Below are 18,821 nucleotides of genomic sequence, written 5' to 3'. Positions count from 1 at the left end.
GGTCGGCGTCGGCGGGCTTGTCCGCGGCGCGGGTGACGGTAGTTCGAGGGCCGCGCGGTCCGACGTTCCTTCGCGGGGAGGGACAGCAAGCGGCATCCCTGTACGGCAGCCGTCGGGGCGAGCCGCCGCAGGGCGAGCTTGGAGAGGCGGCGAGGGCGATGCTCACCCGTCACTGGTCTCGTGCGGTGTCGGCGATGAGCAAGTCAGCGACTGCGGCAAGCACGGCCCTGGCTCGTCCGCCGAGCCTGGCGAAGTAACAGCAGATTCTCCACATCGTCGGGATGCACGATGGAATCTTGGATGCCCAAGATATGCATAAGTGAATTGACCGACACGGCCCGGCCCCACTCGGGCTTCGTGCCGTTCACGCTCGGCACCAGGCGCTGAGCAGTTCCTCGGGTCCGTACGCCGCCTGGAGCCCGGAACAGCGGGTCCCGTTGCGCGAGGCCGCCACGAGCGGTACGGGCTCGTCGGTGATCGCTGCCCGGTGCTTCTGCAGCGCGGCAAGGTCGTGGCTGTCGAACGCGGAGTTCTCCAGCCACTTGACCGAGCCGAGGAAGATCAAGTGCTTGGCCACAGGTTGCCTGTCGGCGCCCACCAGGTCGATTTCGACGTCGTTGCTCCGGGTCCAGTAACCGCCGATCGCAGGGGTGGCGGGCAGGAGCTCGTCCGGCAGGAGACGGGCGAGGGATTCCCGGACCAGAGGCTCGATCGCGCGCCCCCGCCAGCTGGTCCACCGCTCCTTGATCCGGCTCAGCGTGAGATCTCCGCGCCCCCGCTCGATCTCCGCCATGTGCGGATCCAGAAAAGCGAGCCAGAACCGCAGGTAAGGGTCGGCCACCCGGTAGCGGCGTTCCTTCGACGGCCGCAGTGAGAGGGGCAATTCGGCTGCCACCACTCGTTTCTCGGTCAGGACATCCGTGGCCCGGGTGAGAGTGGTGTGGGCGATGCCACCGGCGGCGCGCGCGATGTTGGTGAACGTCCGCTCCCCGCTTCCGATGGCCCGCAGGACTTCCCTGCTCATTGCCTGGGGCGGAAACTCCGCGGCCAGTGACCGCTCGGCGGAGACCAGCAGTGCCGAGATCGGGTTGTCCAGCGAGTCGCGGAGGAACTCCCAGACGTCCGCTCCTGGCCGCCACTCCGCACAGATCAGCGGCAGACCACCCGTGACCAGGGCGGCGTCGAAGGCGGCTGCCGGCTCAAGCCCGAGCATCTCGCCGATATCGGCAGGGTTCAGCGGCCCCACGACCATTTCCCGGCCCCGCTGATGGAAGGGACGGTCGTAGTTGTTCAGCGCCTCCATCATCGACAGGTCGGATCCGACCAGGAGGAGGAGTACGGGTTTGCGGCTGAGCAGGCGATCCCATGCCCGCTGGAGCATGCCCTCGAATGCGTCGATGCGGTCCATGAGATAGGGAACCTCATCGATGACGACCACGCTCGGGCTGTTATCGGGCAGGATCTCCGCAAGCAGCCTGAAAGCGGCATTCCACTGCTCGGGGGTCTCCGCCGAGAACAGTTCCCGCTCCGGGAGGGTGGATCTGGCGACGGCGTCGAGCAGCTCCGTCAGCTCGTCCTCCGCCGTGCCGCCCGCCGCGGTGAAGAAGAGGTACGGCGTCTCGGTGCGCCGGAGGAATTCCTCGACGAGGCTGGACTTGCCAACCCGCCGCCGTCCGCGCATGAGGATGCACTGGCCTGGTTTCGCCGACCCGACGGCATCATGAACCGCCTGCAAGGCGTTGCCGAGCACGTTCAGTTCGCGATCCCGCCCGATGAAGCGACGCACGGCAAGCCTCCCATAAGCGATAGTAGCGATAGAGATACTATCTCTATCGCTACCATTGCCCCTCTTCATTCGGGCATGACGCTCATAACGCTCATGACGCTGTGGATGCGGGAGAGCGTGAAAACGCGCTCGGCTTCCCGCAGGTGGTGGCGCCAGGCTTCGAGGTAGGGCGGGTCGAGCATGAGGTGGCTGAGGGTGCGCACGGTCCGGCTGCCCGAGGTGGCGACGTACTCGCCTGCAAGATCGCCGAAGGCATCTGGGGACCCCGGAAACACCCGCTGTGGACAAAAACCAGGACAACGAGGCCTGAGGACAACGACGAAGGGCCCCACCTCGCGGTGGGGCCCTTCGACATCGTGCCCGGTGAGGCGGGTAATCGCCTCTCTACTCCCCGTTCTGCGACCAGGCCGCGGTGAGCGCGATGACCGGGTCAGTGTCGGCTGGTGCCGCGGGCCACCACTCGCCGTCGTCGTCCTGGAGGTAGGGGTACCAGCGGTCGTCGGGGCCCAGACGTAGCTGGATGCCGTGGTGGGTGAGGGTGAGGCGGTTGCGCCATGCTCTGAGGTGTGTGGGGGAGTCGGTCATCTCGGCGAGGGCCGCGTCCAGGGCGGTGCGGGCGGCCTTCATCACCATCGGGTCGGGGGCGTAGGGCTGTTCGGCGACGGTGATGCCCGTGGGGCCGCCGTGGCGCCAGGCGCGGGTGAGGCGTGCGAAGGCAGTGGGTTTGGCGTTGGTGTTCTGGATCAGGTGGTGGAACCACTCGGGTCCGGGGTTGCTTGCGGCGATGCGGACGGCGTCCTGGTGCTGGGTCAGGTGCAGGTCGGCGGTGTCGCCCGCGAGGAGCCGGGCGGCGCGCGCGGTGGCGTCGGCCATGAGGCGTTCCAGGTCCGCGGCGGTCAGGCCGGTGCCGGGCGGTGGGGCGACGGGCAGTGCTGTGGTGTGGGCGGCGGGTTCCGGGAGTTCGGGCAGTTCGGAGGGCCCTTCGGCCCAGTGGGCGTATGCGGCCGCGGCCGGGATACCGGCCGGTGCCGGTGGGGCGGCGGTCTCCTGTGCTGCCGTACGGAGTGCGCGCAGCTGGGCGAAGACCTCCTCGCGACCGCGGCCACGCAGCGCGAAGAGCACGAACGGGTCGGTGTCGATGGTGGCGGCGATGGCGTAGCAGAGCGCGGCGGCGTGCTTGCAGGGGTATCCCCAGTCGGGGCAGGAGCACTCCGGATCGAGCTCGGTGGGCAGTGGGAGCAGTGGGACGCCTGCGTGCCGGGCGTCGTCCACGAGTTCGGCGGGCATCTCGTCGTCGAGAAGTGCTGCGAGATGTCCGGCGCGGGCCGCGATCGTGTCGAGCAGGGTGTCCCACTGAGGGTCGGTGAGGACGGGCAGGTGGACTGAGGAGCGGTACGGGCGCGGGCGGCTGCCCTGGACAGCGGCATTGACCTTGCCCGGAGCGACGGTGACCGGGCCGACCATGCCTTTGCGGGCGTAGGTGCGTCCGCGCGAGAGCCGTCCGGCGTCCAGGGTGGAGTCCTCCAGGGCGGCCACCCATGCCTGGCCCCACCATGTCGCGGCGAAGGCTCGCTTGCCGCGGGCGGGCGCACGGCGCGGGCCGGGGACAGCGGGGCTCATGACTGCCTTCCCAGGGCGACGAGTTCGGCGAGATCGGCGTCGGACAGTTCGGTCAGGGCTGCCTCGCCGGAGCCGACGACGGCGTCGGCGAGGGCGCGCTTGGCTTCGAGCAGCTTCGCCACCTTGTCCTCCACGGTTCCCTCCGCGAGGAGCTTGTGCACCTGGACGGGTTTGTCCTGGCCGATGCGGTAGGCGCGGTCGGTGGCCTGGTCCTCGACGGCCGGGTTCCACCAGCGGTCGTAGTGCACGACGTGAGTGGCGCGGGTGAGGTTGAGGCCGGTGCCTGCTGCCTTCAACGACAGCAGGAACACCGGCACTTCCCCGCGCTGGAAGCGGTCCACCATTTCCTCGCGCCGCGCGACGGGGGTGGCGCCGTGCAGGAAGAGGGTGGGGGTGCCGCGTTCGGCGAGGTGCCTCTCCAGGAGGGTCGCCATCTGCTTGTACTGGGTGAAGACCAGCACCGACTCGCCCTCGGCGGTGATGGTGTCGAGAAGTTCGTCGAGCAGGTCGAGCTTGCCGGAGCGGCCCCGCAGGGGAGTGGACTGGCGCAGGCTGTGCTCTTTCACATGCTCTTTCAAATACTGGGCGGGGTGGTTGCAGATCTGCTTCAGCGCGGTGAGCAGCTTGAGCACCAGACCGCGTCGGGTGATGCCCTCCGACTCCGCGATCTTCGCCATGGTCTCGCGGACCTGTGCCTCGTACAGGCTGGTCTGTTCGGCCGTCAGCGGGACGACGTGGTCGGTCTCGGTCTTGGGCGGCAGTTCGGGCGCGATGCCGGGGTCGGACTTCTTGCGGCGCAACAGGAAGGGACGTACGAGACGGGACAGGCGCTCGGCTGCCTCGGGATCCTCGCCCGCCTCGATGGCGCGGGCATGCCGGTCACGGAAGGCGGTGAGTGAGCCGAGGAGCCCGGGGGTGGTCCAGTCGAGCAGGGCCCACAGCTCGGAGAGGTTGTTCTCCACGGGGGTGCCGGTGAGAGCGACGCGGGCGCGGGCGGGCAGGGCACGCAGTTCGCGGGCGGTGACGGCGTAGGGGTTCTTGACGTGCTGGGCCTCGTCGGCGGCCACCAGCGACCAGGCTGTTTCGGCCAGCACTTCGCGGTCGCGGCGCAGCACCCCGTAGGTGACCAGGACGATCTCGTCGCCGGCCAGGTCCCCCAGGTGGCGGTCGCCACCGTGGTAACGGCGTACGGGGGTGAGTGGTGCGAATCTGGAGGCCTCGCGCTGCCAGTTGCCGAGCAGGGAGGCCGGGCAGACCACAAGGGTGGGGCCCGCGGTGGCGGGGTCGCTCTGGCGGTGCAGGTGCAGAGCGAGCAAGGTGATGGTCTTGCCCAGGCCCATGTCGTCGGCGAGACAGCCGCCGAGGCCGAGTGCGCACATCTCGGCCAGCCAGGCCAGGCCCCGCTTCTGGTACTCGCGCAACGTGGCCGTGAGGGCGGCGGGCTGGGGCACGGGGGTGCGGGACTCGGGGTCGCGGATACGAGCGACCAGGTCGCCGAGCGCACCGACCGCCGCACAGGGGACCCGGTCACCGTCCCTCCCCCAGCCTCCGGCCGGGGGGACCCCCATCTCGCTTCGCTCGGCCTCGCCGGTCAGCGCGGCGCTCAACGCCTCCATGGGGGTGAGCGGTTCCATCCGGCGGCGCTTGGCGCGGGCCACCAGCTTCGGGTCGGCGACCACCCACTGGTCGCGAAGCCGGACGAGGGGGCGGCGTGACTCTGCGAGAGCATCCATCTCGGCCTCGGTGAGCGGCTCGCCGCCAAGGGAGACCTGCCAGCGGAAGTCGAGGAGGGCCTCGGTGTCCAGCAGGCCGCCCGCGGCCGAACCGGGGGCGGTGCGCTGCCCGATCTCCGCGCTCGCGGTGAGGGCCTTGACCAGGTCGCGCGGCCAGTGCACGTCGACACCGGCCGCGCGCAGCGCGTTCGTGGCGTCCCCAAGGAGATCGAAGGCTTCGTCGTCGGTCAACCGGAGCTGATCGGGAGCGGCATCGTCGAGCAGCCTCCGCAGCGGGGCCCAGGCGCGGGCGCCACGGCGCAGGGCGAGAAGGGTCTCGGTCTCGGCGCGTGGGCCGAGCAGCCGCTCCACTTCGGCCGGCTCGCTCCAGAGGCGTGCGGCCTCGATGACGAGCGCCGGGTCCGCCGCGGTGTGCAGTTGCAGGACGGCCCGGAACTGCCGTCGGCGTCCTTCGGGTACGTCGACGCGCAGGGAGACACCGACCTCGGCGGTGAGCGCCGCCTGGGTTTCCTCGGCCCATTCACGCAAGGCGGGCACGGCGCGGGCCTCGCGCCAGGCATACGGCAGCGCTCCCATGGCGAGCGGCGCGGCCGGCGTACGGACCAGGTCATCGGCGACCGCGTCGCAGAACTGGCGTACCAGCGCAGCCGGTTCGGCGATCCGTACCGGAGCAGGGCCAGGCTCGGGCAGGCAGTGGGCGTGGGGCGGGAAGGCGGCGGCCAGGGCGTCCAGCGTCTGGCGCTGGGCGGCGGTGCAAGGACCCACCTGCCAGGTGTCGTAACCGGCGGGGGTGAGGGCCGGGTGGAGGCGGCCGTCGGCGAGCAGCCGCAGCGCGAAGCGAGTGGCGGCCTGCCAGGCGGCGCCGGAGGGATGCGTCGGCTCCGCATCGGCCAGGGCGGAGACAGCGACGGCGACAGGCAGCGCGTAACCCTCGACCCTGCGCCGCCTGACCGAGCGGCCGTGCGGCAGGACCAGCTCCACCGCCTCGGTCTCAAGGCCGGTGGGCGCCATACTGCCTCCGGCTGCTGCCCCGGTCGGCTTCCACAGCAGCAGCCGCCCAAGGCGGGCGGGCTCACCGGGCAGGAACACCGCCGCCCAGCCGGCGCCGAGCAGCTCCCTCACGAAGGCGGATGTTTCCTGCCGGGCCAGCGGCGGTGCGCTCCTCGCGCCCGTACTCGGCTCTCGTACGACGACTCGTGCCACTCTCTTCCGCCCTGTCGCTCGCCGGGCCCTCCCCTGGGCCGCTCACTACCGAACCCCACCAGGCAACGTCACACACTGGCAACCGCGAGCCTTGGCTTGACTGCCGGCGACGGCGCCACGACGGATACGCCGCTGCTGAACACGCCGGTCCTCAGCCGCGCGGTGCAGCGCTACGGTGAGGCCATGAGCACCTGGACCCCAGCCGCGCTGGAGGCGTTGATCGAAGAGGCCACCGTCGACGCCTACGGCGAGGATGAGCAGCTCACCGGCTTCTTCACGATGATCGAGGAGAGCCTTGCCGTGCCCTTCACCACGACTGTTCTCGGCGTCGAGGTGAGCGTGGTCGGTGTCGATCTGGCCGAGGACGGACGCGTGGTCGCACGCTGCGCCCGGGGGGCGGTCCGACAGGACATCGGAATTCTGGACCTACCGCTGCCGGAACCCGCCCCCGAGGGCTGGCAATGGATCGAGGCATACCGCTACTGGGCCCGCTGAACTGGCGTCGTACAACTGGCCGGCTGAGCCCCTGCTCGAACGGACAGCCGTCCCGAATGCCGCTGGCCGACCGAACTGTGGGGAACAGGCAGCACGTAGCGCGCATACCGCAGTATGCTTGCGGCTATGGCTGACACCACGCGCATCACGGTGACACTCCCCACCGAGCAGGTGGCGGAGCTGAAGAAGATCACGGACAACATCTCCGGCTACGTGGCCGAAGCGGTCGCCAGGCAGATCCGGCACCAGCTCCTGGGGGCCGACCTGCGCAGCCACACAGACGAGCACGGGGCCTTCAGTGAGGAAGAGCTGGCCGAGGCGCGGGCGCGGATCTTCGGTACGACGTCGGCCGCCGGCGGCGCGAGCGCCGCGTGAGCGGGCACATTGAGACCGTCGTCCTGGACAGCGAGGGGCTGTCGGCCTGGGTGGCGCAGGACCGGAAAATTCTGGCGCTGTTCCAGGTGTTCCACGACATGGGAGCGGACCTTGTCGTCAGCGCCAACACCATCGTGGAGGTGAGCCACGCCAGGGTGAACCTGCCCCGACTGCAGTGGGCGCTCTCCCGGGTCAAGGTGGAGCCGATCACGGAGGCAGCGGCCAAGGCGGCGGCCCAACTACTCAAGGGCGCCGGTCTGCACGGACACAAGTACGCGATCGACGCCACCGTCGCGGAAGCGGCCCTGCGTCAGCCTGGCCCGGTCGCCGTCCTCACGTCGGATGTCGATGACATGACCCGGCTGTGCGGCAGCAAGGTCCGGATGATCGGGCTATGACCGCGACATCGTTCCGGGATCATGGACAGATCCGCGTGGATCCACCGAGACCAGAGTGGCCGCAGGCCAACCCGTGATGGGTGAATCGGCGCCGGAGCGGGCGGCCCTGGTGGCCGTCGGGAGCAGGCACTGGCAAACCGCGGCCAGGGCTTCGGCATCGTCGGCCCGCACAGCGGCACCGATGCGGGAAAGGGCGCCGCGGGCGATGACTCCGAGCAGTTCGGCTTCGCGAGACACCGAGACCTGGAGTGCCCGCCGGCCACGGGCCGGCGGGCACTCCAGGTCTTCGGGACGGGCGGCGTCTCAGCGCCGGCATTCACCCGACCTGTTCGCACGGTCGTGCTTGTAGAACTTGAACACCGGCTGCCCGTTGCGGAGCACGTCGGACGTGCCGTCGTAGTAGTAGTTGCGGTCCACGATGTCTCGCTGGGTGCCGTAGACGCCCCACTTGTCGTGGCCCTTCTTCTGGGTCCCGTCGTACCAGTTGTACTCGTCGATCCAGAAGTGCGGGTTGACCCGCACCACGCGCTTGATGGGCGCCGCGGTGAGCCACGCGGTCCGGCCGGGCGGGACGTCCATGTTGACGGAACGGCCCCAGCCGACGGTCTTGCCGTAGGCCCACGAGTACGAGAACTCGGCACCGACGCCGACCCCGAACAGCTTGCTGACGTTGGGGCTGACGCTGAGGCTGCCGTTCACCGTCTTCGTGGTGGTCGTCGTCGTGCTGTAGCTCTGGTCGACCCGCTCGCTGACGTTGCCGCCCTGCGAGCAGTTGGTCACCTGGTCGGAGTACGCCGTCTGCCTCCCCTCATACGTCCAGGAGGACGACGCGGGGTAGAAGCAGTGGCCCTTGATCTCACGCCAGCCAGGGTTCATGGCGTAGCGGTTTCCCGCCTTGCTGCCGCCGATGTAACTCCAGACCGGCGTCTTCCCCACGCTTCCGTGGCTTCTGTCGAGCAGCTGCTTGGTGTTGACGTTGTAGTACCAGAGGCTCTGGCCGCTCCGGTTGGAGCCGTTCTGGCACATGTTCGGGAGCAGCCAGTCGTGTACGCCGTTGACGTCCGTCGACGCGATCGCGGCCGGGGCGGAGGCGAGGGTCAGGCCGCTGATCGCCATGCCGAAGGCGGCGCCTGTCAGGAGGCACTTCTTGATGGTGGGCACGATTCTTACGTCCTTGCGCGTTGGATGCGGGACCACACGTGTGAGGCCGGGCGGTCGGTAGCCGTGAGGCCGGCTGCGAGCAGTCTTTTGTCGGCGCGAGTTGGTGCCCAACCCCGTCCAAGGGAGGAATCAACTCTTCCGATCTTCCGAGACCCAGCGGCCCGGCCCGCGCCCCCGGCCTCAGTGGCCGCACACCTCGCGGTACGGCGCGTCAGGCACGTACGTGTGCCATTGGGCGGGTGTCAGGTCGGCGTCGCCGGTGCGGGCGCAGATCTGGGTGACGGCCCGGGCGGGGTCGATGGTGTGGCGCTGGAGTGGGACGTGGGTGCCGGCCGTGTGGACGGTGGTGCTGTCGGGGCTGAAGGCGAGGGAGGTGATGGCGTCGCCGGGGGTGGTCAGCGGGCCGCCGAGGGGCTGTTGGGTGGCGATGTCCCACAGCTGGAGCGTGCCGGCGTCGCCGCCGACGGCCAGGGTGCGGCCGTCGGGACTGATGGCGAGGGCGCTGACTGCCTCGGCGGTGTCGCCGAGCGAAGTGGGGAAGACGTTGGGCAGCGTGCCCGCGCGGTGTTTCAGGGTGCCGTCCCACAGAGTGACCCGCCCGGTCTGGTCGCCCGCCGCGAGCCGGGAGCCGTCGGGTGCGAAGGCGAGGGCGCCGATGTCGTCGCCCCCGACGAGGTCGTGGGCGCGCACTGTGCCGGAGGGCAGGCGCACCGTGCGGTCGGCGGTGACCAGCAGCTGCCCGTCGGGGCGGATGGTCAGCTCGGTGCCGGCCGCGTCCGGGTACACGGCGGTCTGGCGGTGCTGTGCGGTGTCCCACACTTCGTTGCTGAGCTTGCCGATGTCGGGTGTGCGTGTGGTGTGCAGGGTGTCGCCGCCGGGGCCCAGGGCGAGTGTGATCACTGCCCCGTCGGACGAGGGTGTCGCCAGGTCCAGGGTCGTACGTGCGCGGTCGCGGGCCAGGTCCCAGACGGTGAATCGTTGTGGCGCGGTCAGGCGGCCGGGTGCGGAGACGCCGTAGGCGAGTGCGTCGCCCTCGGGGCTGAAGGCCATCAGGGGCGTGGTGTCCTGCGCGATGACCGGCTGGTCGGGGTCGCGTGAGACGGGCAGCGGCATCGGCGGCAGCGTCCGCAGGAGGTGTCCGTCCGTACTGTCGCGCAGTTGGATGCGGTAGCCGGTGTCCCCGGTGCGTTGGGCGGTGGCGAGGGTGCGGCCGTCCGGGCTGAGCAGCACGGCGTCCAGGGGGGTCTCGCGCCATGCGGGGGTGACGGCGCCGGCGAGGTCCAGGGTGTGGACGGTGCCGCTTTCGAGGTAGCGCAGCAGCGGCCGGTCGGGGTCCCAGGCGAGGCCGCCGTAGAGGTGTTCGTTGTTCAGAGGGTGGCGGAAGACCGGGGTGGGGGTGTCTGTCGCGGCCCCCGCCGTGAGGCGCCACACCCTGATCTCGCCGGCGTCGGCGGTGGCCAGGAAAGTGCCGTCCTCGCTGAAGGCGATGCTGTGCACACCCTCGTTGTCGAGGTCGGCGAGCAGGCGTCCTGATGCGGTGTCCCAGACGTGGACGCCGCTGGGGGAGGCCATCGCGAACCGGTCGGCGGCCTCGCCCGGGCCGCCGAACACGAGTGTCGAGTAGTCGTCGCAGAGGGCACCCGCGTCCTCCCAGGCGCCGGGCAGGGTGCGGTGGCGGGCGGCGTCCCACACCTGCGGTGCGCGGCCGGAGGCACAGACGGCCAGCAGTCGGCCGTCGGTGCTCGGCGTGACGTTCGTGAAGCCGGACGCTCGCGTCTCGAACCGTTGTGTGCCGTCCGCGGTCGAGTACAGGCGCACCCGGTCGTCGTCCAGACCGCTCACCGCGTAGCTGCGGCCGTCGGGGCCGAAGTCCACGAAGCTGTCGGCCGGCAGGGCCGCCCCGGTCCACTGCCCGGCGGATGTGTCCCACAGCCGTACGCCGTCGTCGGCGGCGATCGCGAGCAGCCGCCCGTCGGGGCCGGCTCCGACGAGCATTCCGTCCGGCAGCCGTCCGGAGGCGAGCGGGCGGTGCGTGGTCACGTCCCAGGTGCGCCAGGTGTCGCCGGCCGCGCTGAGCAGCGTGCGGCCGGAGCGGGAGAGGAAGCGGGTGGGGTCGCTGCCGGGCGTCGGGTCGGTGAAGGTGTCCGTTTCGGGCTGGGCGAGGGCGCCGAGCAGGGCGCGGCGGGTCTCCGGCGACTCGGCGACGCGCCAGGCGGCGACGCCGAGCAGCTGGGCGGTGCGCGGGTCGGTGGTGCGCAGGGCGTCGGCGACCTCGGCGACGCGGCGGGCCGCCGCTTCGGTACGACGCTGCTGGTTGTCGTGGTGTTCCGTCCAGGCGGTCAGGCCGGCGACCAGGGCCACGGTCAGGACGGCCGAGAGCGTGGCCAGCAGTGCCCGGGACCGCCGTGCGGCGCGGGCGGCGGCGCGGCGTTCCGCCTCGCGGGCGTCCAGTGCGGCGGTGAGGAAGGCCCGCTCCGTCGTGGTGAGCATGCCGTCGTCGTCCGCGAAGAGTTCTTCCGTGCGGGCCAGTCGGGTGCCCCGGTACAGGGCGCCGGGGTCGCGGTCGTGCTCCAGCCAGGCGCGGGTGGCCTCGGCGAGGCGGCGGTGGTGGCGCAGCCGTTCGCGGTCCTCCTCGATCCAGCCGTGCAGGCGCGGCCAGCAGGTGATCAGTGCCTCGTGGGCGAGCTGGACGCCGTCCTCGTCGGCGGTCAGCAGCCGGGCGCGGGTCAGCCGGTCCACGACCACCGGTACGTCGGGATCGGCCCACTCCTCGATGTCGGCCCGGGTGAGCGGGCGCCGGGTGTCGGGGGTGCCCTGGCCGGGCTCGACCATCCGCAGCAGCAGGTGCCGGGCGGTGTGGGCCCGCTCCGGTGACAGCTGCTCGAACACCTCCTCCGCGGTCGCCGCGATCGCGCCGCGCACCCCACCTGCCGCCTGGTACCCGGCGAGGCTGAGCACCCGGCCCCGGCGCCGCCGCCAGGTCTCCATCAGGGCGTGCGAGAGCATCGGCAGGCCGCCGGGCTCGTCGAGCACCTCCTCGACGAGCCGCGCGGTCAATTCCCGCTCGACGAGGAGCCCGGCCGCCTGTGCCGGTTTGACGACCGCCTCGCGCAGTTCGTCCGCCGTCATCGGGCCGACGAGCAGGGATGCCCGGCACAGCGAGTCCGCCAGCTCCCGGTGCTCGGCGCAGCGGGCGTAGAAATCAGCACGTACGGCGATCACCACCTTCACCCGGCTGTCCGGGGCGCGGGCGGCGAGCAGAAGGTCGATGAACCGGTCGCGCTCCTCCCGGTCCCGGCACAGGGTGAAGACCTCCTCGAACTGGTCCACCACCACCCAGCTCTCCGGGTCGCCCTCGGCCGGGGCCAGCAGATGGCCGTAGGTGGTGGCGGGCCGTGGGCCGGGGGTGAGGATGCGCAGCACCGCCGGGCGCCCCAGGTCCGCGATCTTCTCCCGCAGCCGGGGTATCAGCCCGGCCCGCAGCAGGGAGGACTTGCCGCTGCCGGACGCCCCGAACACCACCGCGAACCGGTGCTCGTACACCAGATCCCGCAGCTCCTCCACCAGCCGGTCCCGGCCGAAGAACAGGTCGCGGTCGTCCGGCTCGAAGCGGGCCAGCCCCCGGTACGGCGGCGCCGCGTCCTCGGCGTCCTGCCGCGCTTCCCCCGCGGCCTCGGCCTCGGCCTCCTTCCAGCGCGGCTCCCACTCGCCGGGGTCGCCCCCGCAGGCGCGCACGTACGCCTGGACGACGGCGAGCGACGGCAGCCGGGTGCCGGCCGCGGCCTTGGACAACGTCGCCGCGGAGAACCCCGCGGTGTCGGCCATGGTCCGGTACGACGGGCTGCCCGCGGCCCGGCGCAGCTGCCGCAGCTCATGGGCGAGGCGCTGCGCAGGACCGGCCGCCGGGTCCAGCGGTCTCTCGGGACGCGCCATCGACTCACCCACTTCCGTACAGGTTCCGCAGAGCGGTGAAAGGCTCGTGAAAGTGATTCGTAAGGCCGCTAAACATATTCCTGCAGCCGCTCGGGAGTCACCGGTTTCCGCCGAGATGTGGCGTTGATGACAGCCGCGGAACCGGCCCGCGAATCAATCCGGCGGCGCCGCGCGGGATTGATTTCCCTGATGAAAGGGGGGTGAGAACCAACGGCGGCGTTGTCAGCCTCGGTCATGTCAGCCCCAGCGAGACCTGGAGAACAGCGCATGCCCCCAACCGACATCACGGCGTTCCCCGAACAGGGGGTACCTCAGCCGCCGCCCCGCACCAGGGGCCGTGCCCGCTCGGTCGCCGTCGGATCGATCGTGACCACGCTCGTCCTGTCGATCTTCGCTACCCTGCTCGGCCCGCTGGGCGTCCTGCAGAGCGCGAGCGCCGCGGACGGCGAGACACCGATCTTCAGACTGGACGGCCCCACCGCCACGCGCGAGAACTACCGCCGCTTCCTCGACCAATTCCGCGCCAACGTGGCGTTTCACGGGCGGGCCCCGAACAATACGCCCGTGAGCGACCAGGTCCAGGGCACGGACCTCACCGTCGAGCACACCAACCCCGCGGATTCCGGTTACACCGAGGCCGTCATCATCACCGAGGACAGCCACGAGGTGCGCCTCCGTTTCCGGGTGAGCGACATGTACCTCGTGGGCTGGTTCGATCGCGACGGCCGCTACAACTACGTCGGTCCCGAGAACGAATCGCAGGTCCCGGCGGAACCTCGCCTCGGCCCTGACGGACGGCCGCTCGTAGCTCGGCAGCTGCACGGGTCGCCGAGCTACGTCAACCTGCAGACCCAGGGGAACGTGTCCCGCTACACCCTGAAGTACGGGCGGGTGGAGACCGAGAACCACGCCATGAGTCTGTGGAACGCCGACGGTACCGACGCCAGTCGACAGCGCGGGGCCGCGGCGGCGCTGTACTTCGCCCAGTTCATCTCCGAGGCCACCCGTCTCCGTGACATCGGCGAATGGCTCGAAGAGCGAGCGTTCGGCGAGGAGGACTGGGAGTCGTACAACATGCACACGACCATCCCCCGCCGCCTCGTCGACCTGCAGAACGAGTGGGGCTCGATCAGCAATCGCTTCGCCCGCGCCCAGGCCAACCCGGAAGGCTTCGACCCCTCCGAGAACCTCCTGACCGTATGGACCGTGAATTCCCGCGGGGACATGGTCCAGCAGACGCTTCGCTGGGCCTACCAGTTCGCGAGCGTGCTGTACGTCGCCAACGGCTTCCCCGGGTACAGCAAGCCCAGGAGGCAGCTCACTCAGGACCGCACGTTCATCGTGGCGCCCGACGGCTCCGGCGACTACAGGACCATCCAGGCCGCGATCAACGCCGTGCCCGCGGACGGCGTCGCGCACACCATCCTCATCGACAAGGGCATCTACCGCGAGGCCATCACCGTCCCGAGCAACAAGACCCATCTGACCATCACGTCCGCCAGTGGGTACAAGGACGTCCACATCTACAACAACAGGGCCCACGGGCTGCTCAGGCCCGACGGTAAGAAGTGGGGCACGGAGGGCAGTGCCACGGCCACCTTCAAGGCAGACGACCTGACCGTCTCGTTCCTTCACATCGCCAACACGTTCAACCCCAAGGCCCACCCGGAGGTCAGCCCGTACGAGACCCAGGCCGTCGCGGTGGCCGCCAAGGGTGACCGGCAGGTGTTCAGCAACGTCTCCATCATCGGCCGTCAGGACACCCTGCTGGTCAAGGGGAACGCACCCACGGACCAGGCCCGGCAGTACTTCTACGACTGCTACATCGAGGGCACGGTGGACTTCATCTTCGGTAACGCGACCGCGGTGATCGACCGGTCCGTCCTCAAGGTGTACGACTGGCCCGGCGGCACGATCGTGGCGCCGAACACCGACCGCCGCAAGAAGTACGGAATCCTCATCACCGGGAGCCAGGTGGGTTCCAGCGGCGTGCCGAACGATTCGTACTTCCTCGGCCGGCCGTGGCACAACTCGCCGGACGCCTGGCCCCAGGCGGTGATCCGTGACACCGATCTGGACTACATGATCAAGGAAACGCAGCCGTGGACCGACATGATGCCCGACTACCACTGGCAACAGGCCCGGTTCCGGGAGTACAACAACATCGGTGAGGGAGCCGGCGTCGGCACGAACGCACCGAAGCTGACCGACGCCGAGGCCGCGGACTACACCGCCCAGAAGTACCTGGCCGGCACCGACGGCTGGAACCCGGTCCGCTGACCGCGGCCGGGGCGACAGGCACACCGCCCACCGGCAGCACCCCTGCCCAGGCGGCGAGGTGAACCACGGCGGGGCCGGGGGACAGTACGAGTGTCCCGGCCCCGCCGCTGGGCTGGACGTGGCCTCGCGGTACGTGCCCAGGAGCCCGGCTTCTGCTCACGCCTTGGGCCGCCAGGCGCTGAGCAGCTCCTCGGGGCCGTACCCCGGCCCAAGTGGGCGTACACGCTCTCTGAATCGCTGCTTTCCGATCCGCTCCCGCGCCGGTGCCTGAGCCCGATCCTGGGACGAGATGCGGAGTTGCTGGAAGCCGCCGCCGTGCTGCATGACATTGGCTGCTCGCCGGCCATTGGAAATCCCGCTGTGGACAAAAACCAGGACAACGAGGGCTGAGACGCGTCGAAGGGCCCCACCGCAAGCGGTGGGGCCCTTCGACATCGTGCCCGGTGAGGCACTGGCGGAGGATACGAGATTCGAACTCGTGAGGGGTTGCCCCCAACACGCTTTCCAAATGTTCGTCTGGGGGTTCGGGGATGTGCGGGAGCGTTCTGACCTGCGGTGCAGCCGACTCGGGTGGGGCTTCTGAACGATGTCGAACGGCGGTGAACGCAACCAGAACCGCAACCACTGCTGACCTACTTGCCGTGTTCCGGGCCGTACCACTGGAGGGCTTGCCCGGTCGCTGAGGCGATGCACTCGAAGTCGCGATCCCGATGGAGCAGGGTGAGCCCCTGCAGCTCAGCCGTCGCGGCGACGACCAGGTCGACCGCTCCGGCGCTTCGGTGTTTCCCCTGCTTGGTGAGGGCTTCCTGGACCTGCCAGGCGCGGTCGTAGGCGCGGTCGTCGACGGGAACCCAGCCGAAGATCAGCCGCATGTCCTCGATGCCGCGCGTCCGGTCGGCAGCTGACCGTGCGCTGTAGAAGAACTCGAGCTCGGTGATCGGGCAGGTCGCGATGAGTCCAGCCGCGGCGGCCTGGTCCCAGCCGTACTGCTCCGCTTCCCCGCGCATGAACCGCGCGAGCGCGCTGGTGTCGATCAGGAACTGGGCCGCGTTCACCGGCGGTAGTTCTCCTTGTTCTCGAACAGTTCCAGATCAAATGCGCCGTCGCCCGCCGCGGCCCGCAGCCGGGCGAGAGCCAGGGCGCGACGCCGACTCTCCAACACCTCGCGAAGAGCGGTGTTGACGGTCTCCTTCTTGGTGTTCGTCCCGAGGGCTTTCGCCACGTCCGCGACCAGGTCGTCGTCCAGGTCGATAACCGTACGACTCATATACGCCTCCTGATATCAAATGTGGGGCCAAGTGTATCTCGCGAGGTGCCTTGTGGGGTGGTATCGGGTGCCTCGGCCTGGCCACCGGGTCCTACGCGGGCATCACGCCGTGGATGCGGGAGAGAGCGAGGGCGCGTTCCGCATCGCACAGGCGACACGAGGCATCAAGGCAGGGCGGGTCGAGTTCGCGGCGCACACCCACAAGTACGGCACGGGCAGGCCCCGATCGAGCCGGCCGACGGGTGCACCTTCACCCTTGACCTGGACGAGTTTCCTCGGCCTGAACCCGGGCCCACTGAACTGTGCCGGTCCGTGTCCGGTGCCCACGAGGGCGTGTGTCAGCCGACGGGGTAGCCCTGGGCGAGGGCGGACTTGCGGAAGGCAGGGAGCTTGTCGAGGGGGACGGCGAGGTGGCGTTCGCCGAGGCGGGTGCAGTGGGTGCGGGTGCGGCGGTCGGTGGCGAGGAGGGCCGCGACGGCGGGGTCCGCGCACTCGATGAGGTGCACCGGCCCGGTGTCGCGGACCTGGCCGACGCGGCGGGCGGCGTCGGCCAGGAGCGTGGTGACCGTCTGTGGGAGCGGAACGGTGGTGGCGGCGTTCAGGTGGTGGCGGAGCTCGGCGAGATCGCGGCCCGTGTCGGCGGCGGCGAGCAGTGAGGCGGGGGTCAGGGTCCACACGCGGTCGCCGGTGCGCTCGGCGAAGGCGTCGAGGAGGAGAGTCTCGGCGGGGGCGAGTCCGTCGAGGGCCACCACGTCGTGGTTGGGGAGCACCTTCAGGCCGCCGGAACTCTTCGGGGCGGTGTCGGCCGGTGCGGGGGTGGGGAGGTAGGTGGCGGTCTGTTCGGTGGCGTAGGCGCCGAGTGGGTTGAGGCGGAGGGCGAGGAGGCCGTCGTAGCGGCTGATGCAGTCGGTCCAGTCGGCGCCCCAGTTGTCGCGGTAATCGTCGCGGGCGCCCACGGGCGGCCCGTAGTCCACGTCGATCAGGCCGAGGACGGCGGCGTACTCGAAGAGCACGGCGAGGGTGTAACGGCCCTGGAGGAGTTCCCAGTTGTGGAATCCGTCGTAGCCGAGGCTGCCGTGTTCGGGGTCCTCCAGGTAGAGCTTCCACAGGGCGCGCTCGCTGCGGGCGATCTCGGGATCGTGACCGGCCTTGCGCATGGTGCGGAAGAGCGTGTCGACGTCGGTCCACTCACCGGGTGGACAGGCGGCCAGGGCCGCGCCGACCTGGGTCCGGCGCGGTTTGACGGCGGTGAGGACGTTCGCCGCGCGCTGGCCCTTGATCGCCTCGACGCGGGAGAACTCGTCGATCACGCCGCGGCTGAGCCAGCGCCGCCACAGCAGGGCGAGCGTCTCGTGCGCCGGCTTGGTCAGCGCTGACCTGCCACGTGCGGTCAGCGCGAGCTTTCCGGAGGTGAGCTCGGCGAGTCCCCCGGCCTGGAGCAGCAGTGGCCAGGCAAAGGCCGCGATGGGTTCCTCGGCGTAGAAGTCGCCGCCGCTGAGCGCCTCCGCGACCGTTTTGACCGTCGCCGCGGACGGGCGGAGTGTCTTCTCGCTGCAGCGCAGCCGCCCCGCCGCGCACAGTTGAAGGACCGCCCGCAGGCTGGCCTGCGCCTCGTGCTCGGTCGTGCGTACCTGGTGCTCGTCACGCTCGTCGTGGTCGCTGGTCACAGGGGCCCCGTCCCCAGGACGTAGTGGTAGTCGCCCGCGCCGCAGGTGCGCTCGAGCGTGCGTACGATCTTCTGGGCGTCGTCGCGTGGGCCGTTGATGTAGAACGGCTTGCCCTGGCGGCCGAAGCCGATCCGCGGGGCGGCCGGGCCGGGCTCGCCGAGGTGTACGGAGACCTGTGCGAAGTCCGGCGCGGGCTCGAAGCCGAGGGTGGCGGCGTAGGCCACGCCACCGTGCACGATGCTCTGCGCCTGCTCCAGACCGATCCGCAGCGGCGGTTGGCCGAACGCCCGGTAGTAGTCACGTACGTAGGCGTCCAGTGACCCTCCGCCCATCACCTGTGGGCCGACGGTGTCCTTGACGCCGAGGCAGTAGACGTCGACGAGGAACCCGCAGACGGTGACCCGGCTGGCACGCTCCTGGCGGGCGATCAGGACCTGGGCGAAACCGGCAACCTCGGGATCCCCGGCGCCCTCGGCGTCGGCACGCGCCCAGTCGGGGGCATCGGACAGCTCCAGGTCAGTGCTCCAGCCGGCGCTCACCCAGCAACCCACCACCGGGCGCGCGGTCGGCGCGGCCGTGCTCTGCTGTTCGTGGGCCACCTGGCGCACCAGCGCGCTCGCCCGGGCCGGTTTCAGTCCGAGGGCGCGCGCGATCTGCTTCGGTCCGCTGCCCTTCTCCCGCAATGACCGTACCTGGGACAGCAGTTGCGCGTTGTCGTCGTTCACGGGGCCATTGTTCCGCAGCGCCGGGGCGTCAGGTGCGGGGGTTTGGCGGTTCCCGTTGTCCCCGGGGGGCGACGCGCGTGGGCACGCGGGCCCGAGCCGGGTGTCCCGGTCGCCCGTCCGTGCGGAGGAAGGTGTTCCCGTCCCCGTACGGGTGAGACGGCCACCCGCGGTCCCGCTG

14 protein-coding genes and 1 pseudogene are annotated in these 18,821 nt (G+C 70.4%); 5 read left to right on the top strand and 10 right to left on the bottom strand.

Annotated features, from left to right (window positions below):
- Positions 1 to 364: 364 nt before the first annotated feature.
- The 4 genes from OHU89_RS24340 to OHU89_RS24325 form a co-directional block, all read right to left on the bottom strand.
- Positions 365 to 1,786 (bottom strand): ATP-binding protein, encoded by a 1,422-nt coding sequence (locus tag OHU89_RS24340; RefSeq protein ID WP_405654636.1) that lies wholly within the window; start codon positions 1,784 to 1,786, stop codon positions 365 to 367.
- A gap of 65 nt (positions 1,787 to 1,851) precedes the next feature.
- A complete protein-coding gene (locus OHU89_RS24335) occupies positions 1,852 to 1,989 on the bottom strand; it encodes a hypothetical protein (RefSeq protein ID WP_405645809.1) in 138 nt (45 codons plus the stop codon).
- Positions 1,990 to 2,170: 181 nt separating this feature from the next.
- Positions 2,171 to 3,406, bottom strand: coding sequence for an SWIM zinc finger family protein (locus OHU89_RS24330; protein WP_405645808.1), 1,236 nt, complete (start codon positions 3,404 to 3,406; stop codon positions 2,171 to 2,173).
- Positions 3,403 to 6,261 (bottom strand): DEAD/DEAH box helicase, encoded by a 2,859-nt coding sequence (locus OHU89_RS24325; protein ID WP_405645806.1) that lies wholly within the window; start codon positions 6,259 to 6,261, stop codon positions 3,403 to 3,405. Before OHU89_RS24325 ends, OHU89_RS24330 begins: the two co-directional genes overlap by 4 nt.
- 264 nt (positions 6,262 to 6,525) lie before the next feature.
- Here OHU89_RS24325 and OHU89_RS24320 point away from each other — a divergent pair, with 264 nt between their 5' ends.
- From OHU89_RS24320 to OHU89_RS24310, 3 genes are all read left to right on the top strand, one after another.
- Positions 6,526 to 6,837, top strand: coding sequence for a hypothetical protein (locus OHU89_RS24320; protein WP_405645804.1), 312 nt, complete (start codon positions 6,526 to 6,528; stop codon positions 6,835 to 6,837).
- 126 nt (positions 6,838 to 6,963) lie between these two features.
- Entirely contained in the window at positions 6,964 to 7,212 is a 249-nt protein-coding gene (locus OHU89_RS24315) for a hypothetical protein (protein ID WP_058850160.1), read from the top strand.
- Positions 7,209 to 7,610: a DNA-binding protein gene (locus OHU89_RS24310; RefSeq protein WP_405645802.1), complete on the top strand. Its 402-nt coding sequence runs from the start codon at positions 7,209 to 7,211 to the stop codon at positions 7,608 to 7,610. The genes OHU89_RS24315 and OHU89_RS24310 overlap by 4 nt, the downstream gene beginning before the upstream one ends.
- 303 nt (positions 7,611 to 7,913) lie before the next feature.
- Here OHU89_RS24310 and OHU89_RS24305 read toward each other — a convergent pair whose 3' ends face one another.
- Positions 7,914 to 8,771, bottom strand: a complete 858-nt coding sequence (locus OHU89_RS24305) for a hypothetical protein (RefSeq protein ID WP_405645801.1) — start codon at positions 8,769 to 8,771, stop codon at positions 7,914 to 7,916.
- A 180-nt stretch (positions 8,772 to 8,951) separates the two neighbouring features.
- Positions 8,952 to 12,704: a hypothetical protein gene (locus tag OHU89_RS24300; RefSeq protein WP_405645800.1), complete on the bottom strand. Its 3,753-nt coding sequence runs from the start codon at positions 12,702 to 12,704 to the stop codon at positions 8,952 to 8,954.
- 267 nt (positions 12,705 to 12,971) lie between these two features.
- Here OHU89_RS24300 and OHU89_RS24295 point away from each other — a divergent pair, with 267 nt between their 5' ends.
- The gene (locus OHU89_RS24295) at positions 12,972 to 14,984 is read left to right on the top strand and encodes a pectinesterase family protein (protein WP_405645798.1); all 2,013 of its coding nucleotides are present in this window, start codon (positions 12,972 to 12,974) and stop codon (positions 14,982 to 14,984) included.
- 237 nt (positions 14,985 to 15,221) lie between these two features.
- A pseudogene (locus OHU89_RS24290) lies at positions 15,222 to 15,332 on the top strand (phosphohydrolase); the annotation flags it as partial.
- A 284-nt stretch (positions 15,333 to 15,616) separates the two neighbouring features.
- Here the strand turns inward: OHU89_RS24290 and OHU89_RS24285 are convergent.
- The 4 genes from OHU89_RS24285 to OHU89_RS24270 all read right to left on the bottom strand — a co-directional run bounded on the left by OHU89_RS24285 (position 15,617) and on the right by OHU89_RS24270 (position 18,643).
- Positions 15,617 to 16,039, bottom strand: coding sequence for a PIN domain nuclease (locus tag OHU89_RS24285; RefSeq protein ID WP_405645797.1), 423 nt, complete (start codon positions 16,037 to 16,039; stop codon positions 15,617 to 15,619).
- Entirely contained in the window at positions 16,036 to 16,251 is a 216-nt protein-coding gene (locus OHU89_RS24280) for a type II toxin-antitoxin system VapB family antitoxin (RefSeq protein WP_318325532.1), read from the bottom strand. The genes OHU89_RS24285 and OHU89_RS24280 overlap by 4 nt, the downstream gene beginning before the upstream one ends.
- A 338-nt stretch (positions 16,252 to 16,589) precedes the next feature.
- The gene (locus tag OHU89_RS24275) at positions 16,590 to 17,918 is read right to left on the bottom strand and encodes a helicase-associated domain-containing protein (RefSeq protein WP_405645795.1); all 1,329 of its coding nucleotides are present in this window, start codon (positions 17,916 to 17,918) and stop codon (positions 16,590 to 16,592) included.
- Entirely contained in the window at positions 17,915 to 18,643 is a 729-nt protein-coding gene (locus OHU89_RS24270; protein WP_405645794.1) for a hypothetical protein, read from the bottom strand. The genes OHU89_RS24275 and OHU89_RS24270 overlap by 4 nt, the downstream gene beginning before the upstream one ends.
- Positions 18,644 to 18,821 lie beyond the last annotated feature (178 nt).

The organism is Streptomyces sp. NBC_00019 (assembly GCF_045041015.1).
GTDB lineage: Bacteria > Actinomycetota > Actinomycetes > Streptomycetales > Streptomycetaceae > Streptomyces.
Note: the sequence above shows the minus strand (reverse complement) of the source record. Positions and strands in the feature narration are given on the sequence as shown.

Coding starts and splice junctions, on each gene's coding strand:
- OHU89_RS24330 (WP_405645808.1), bottom strand. CDS start 3,406: ATGAGCCCCGCTGTCCCCGGCCCGCGCCGTGCGCCCGCCCGCGGCAAG.
- OHU89_RS24320 (WP_405645804.1), top strand. CDS start 6,526: ATGAGCACCTGGACCCCAGCCGCGCTGGAGGCGTTGATCGAAGAGGCC.
- OHU89_RS24315 (WP_058850160.1), top strand. CDS start 6,964: ATGGCTGACACCACGCGCATCACGGTGACACTCCCCACCGAGCAGGTG.
- OHU89_RS24300 (WP_405645800.1), bottom strand. CDS start 12,704: ATGGCGCGTCCCGAGAGACCGCTGGACCCGGCGGCCGGTCCTGCGCAG.
- OHU89_RS24295 (WP_405645798.1), top strand. CDS start 12,972: ATGCCCCCAACCGACATCACGGCGTTCCCCGAACAGGGGGTACCTCAG.
- OHU89_RS24280 (WP_318325532.1), bottom strand. CDS start 16,251: ATGAGTCGTACGGTTATCGACCTGGACGACGACCTGGTCGCGGACGTG.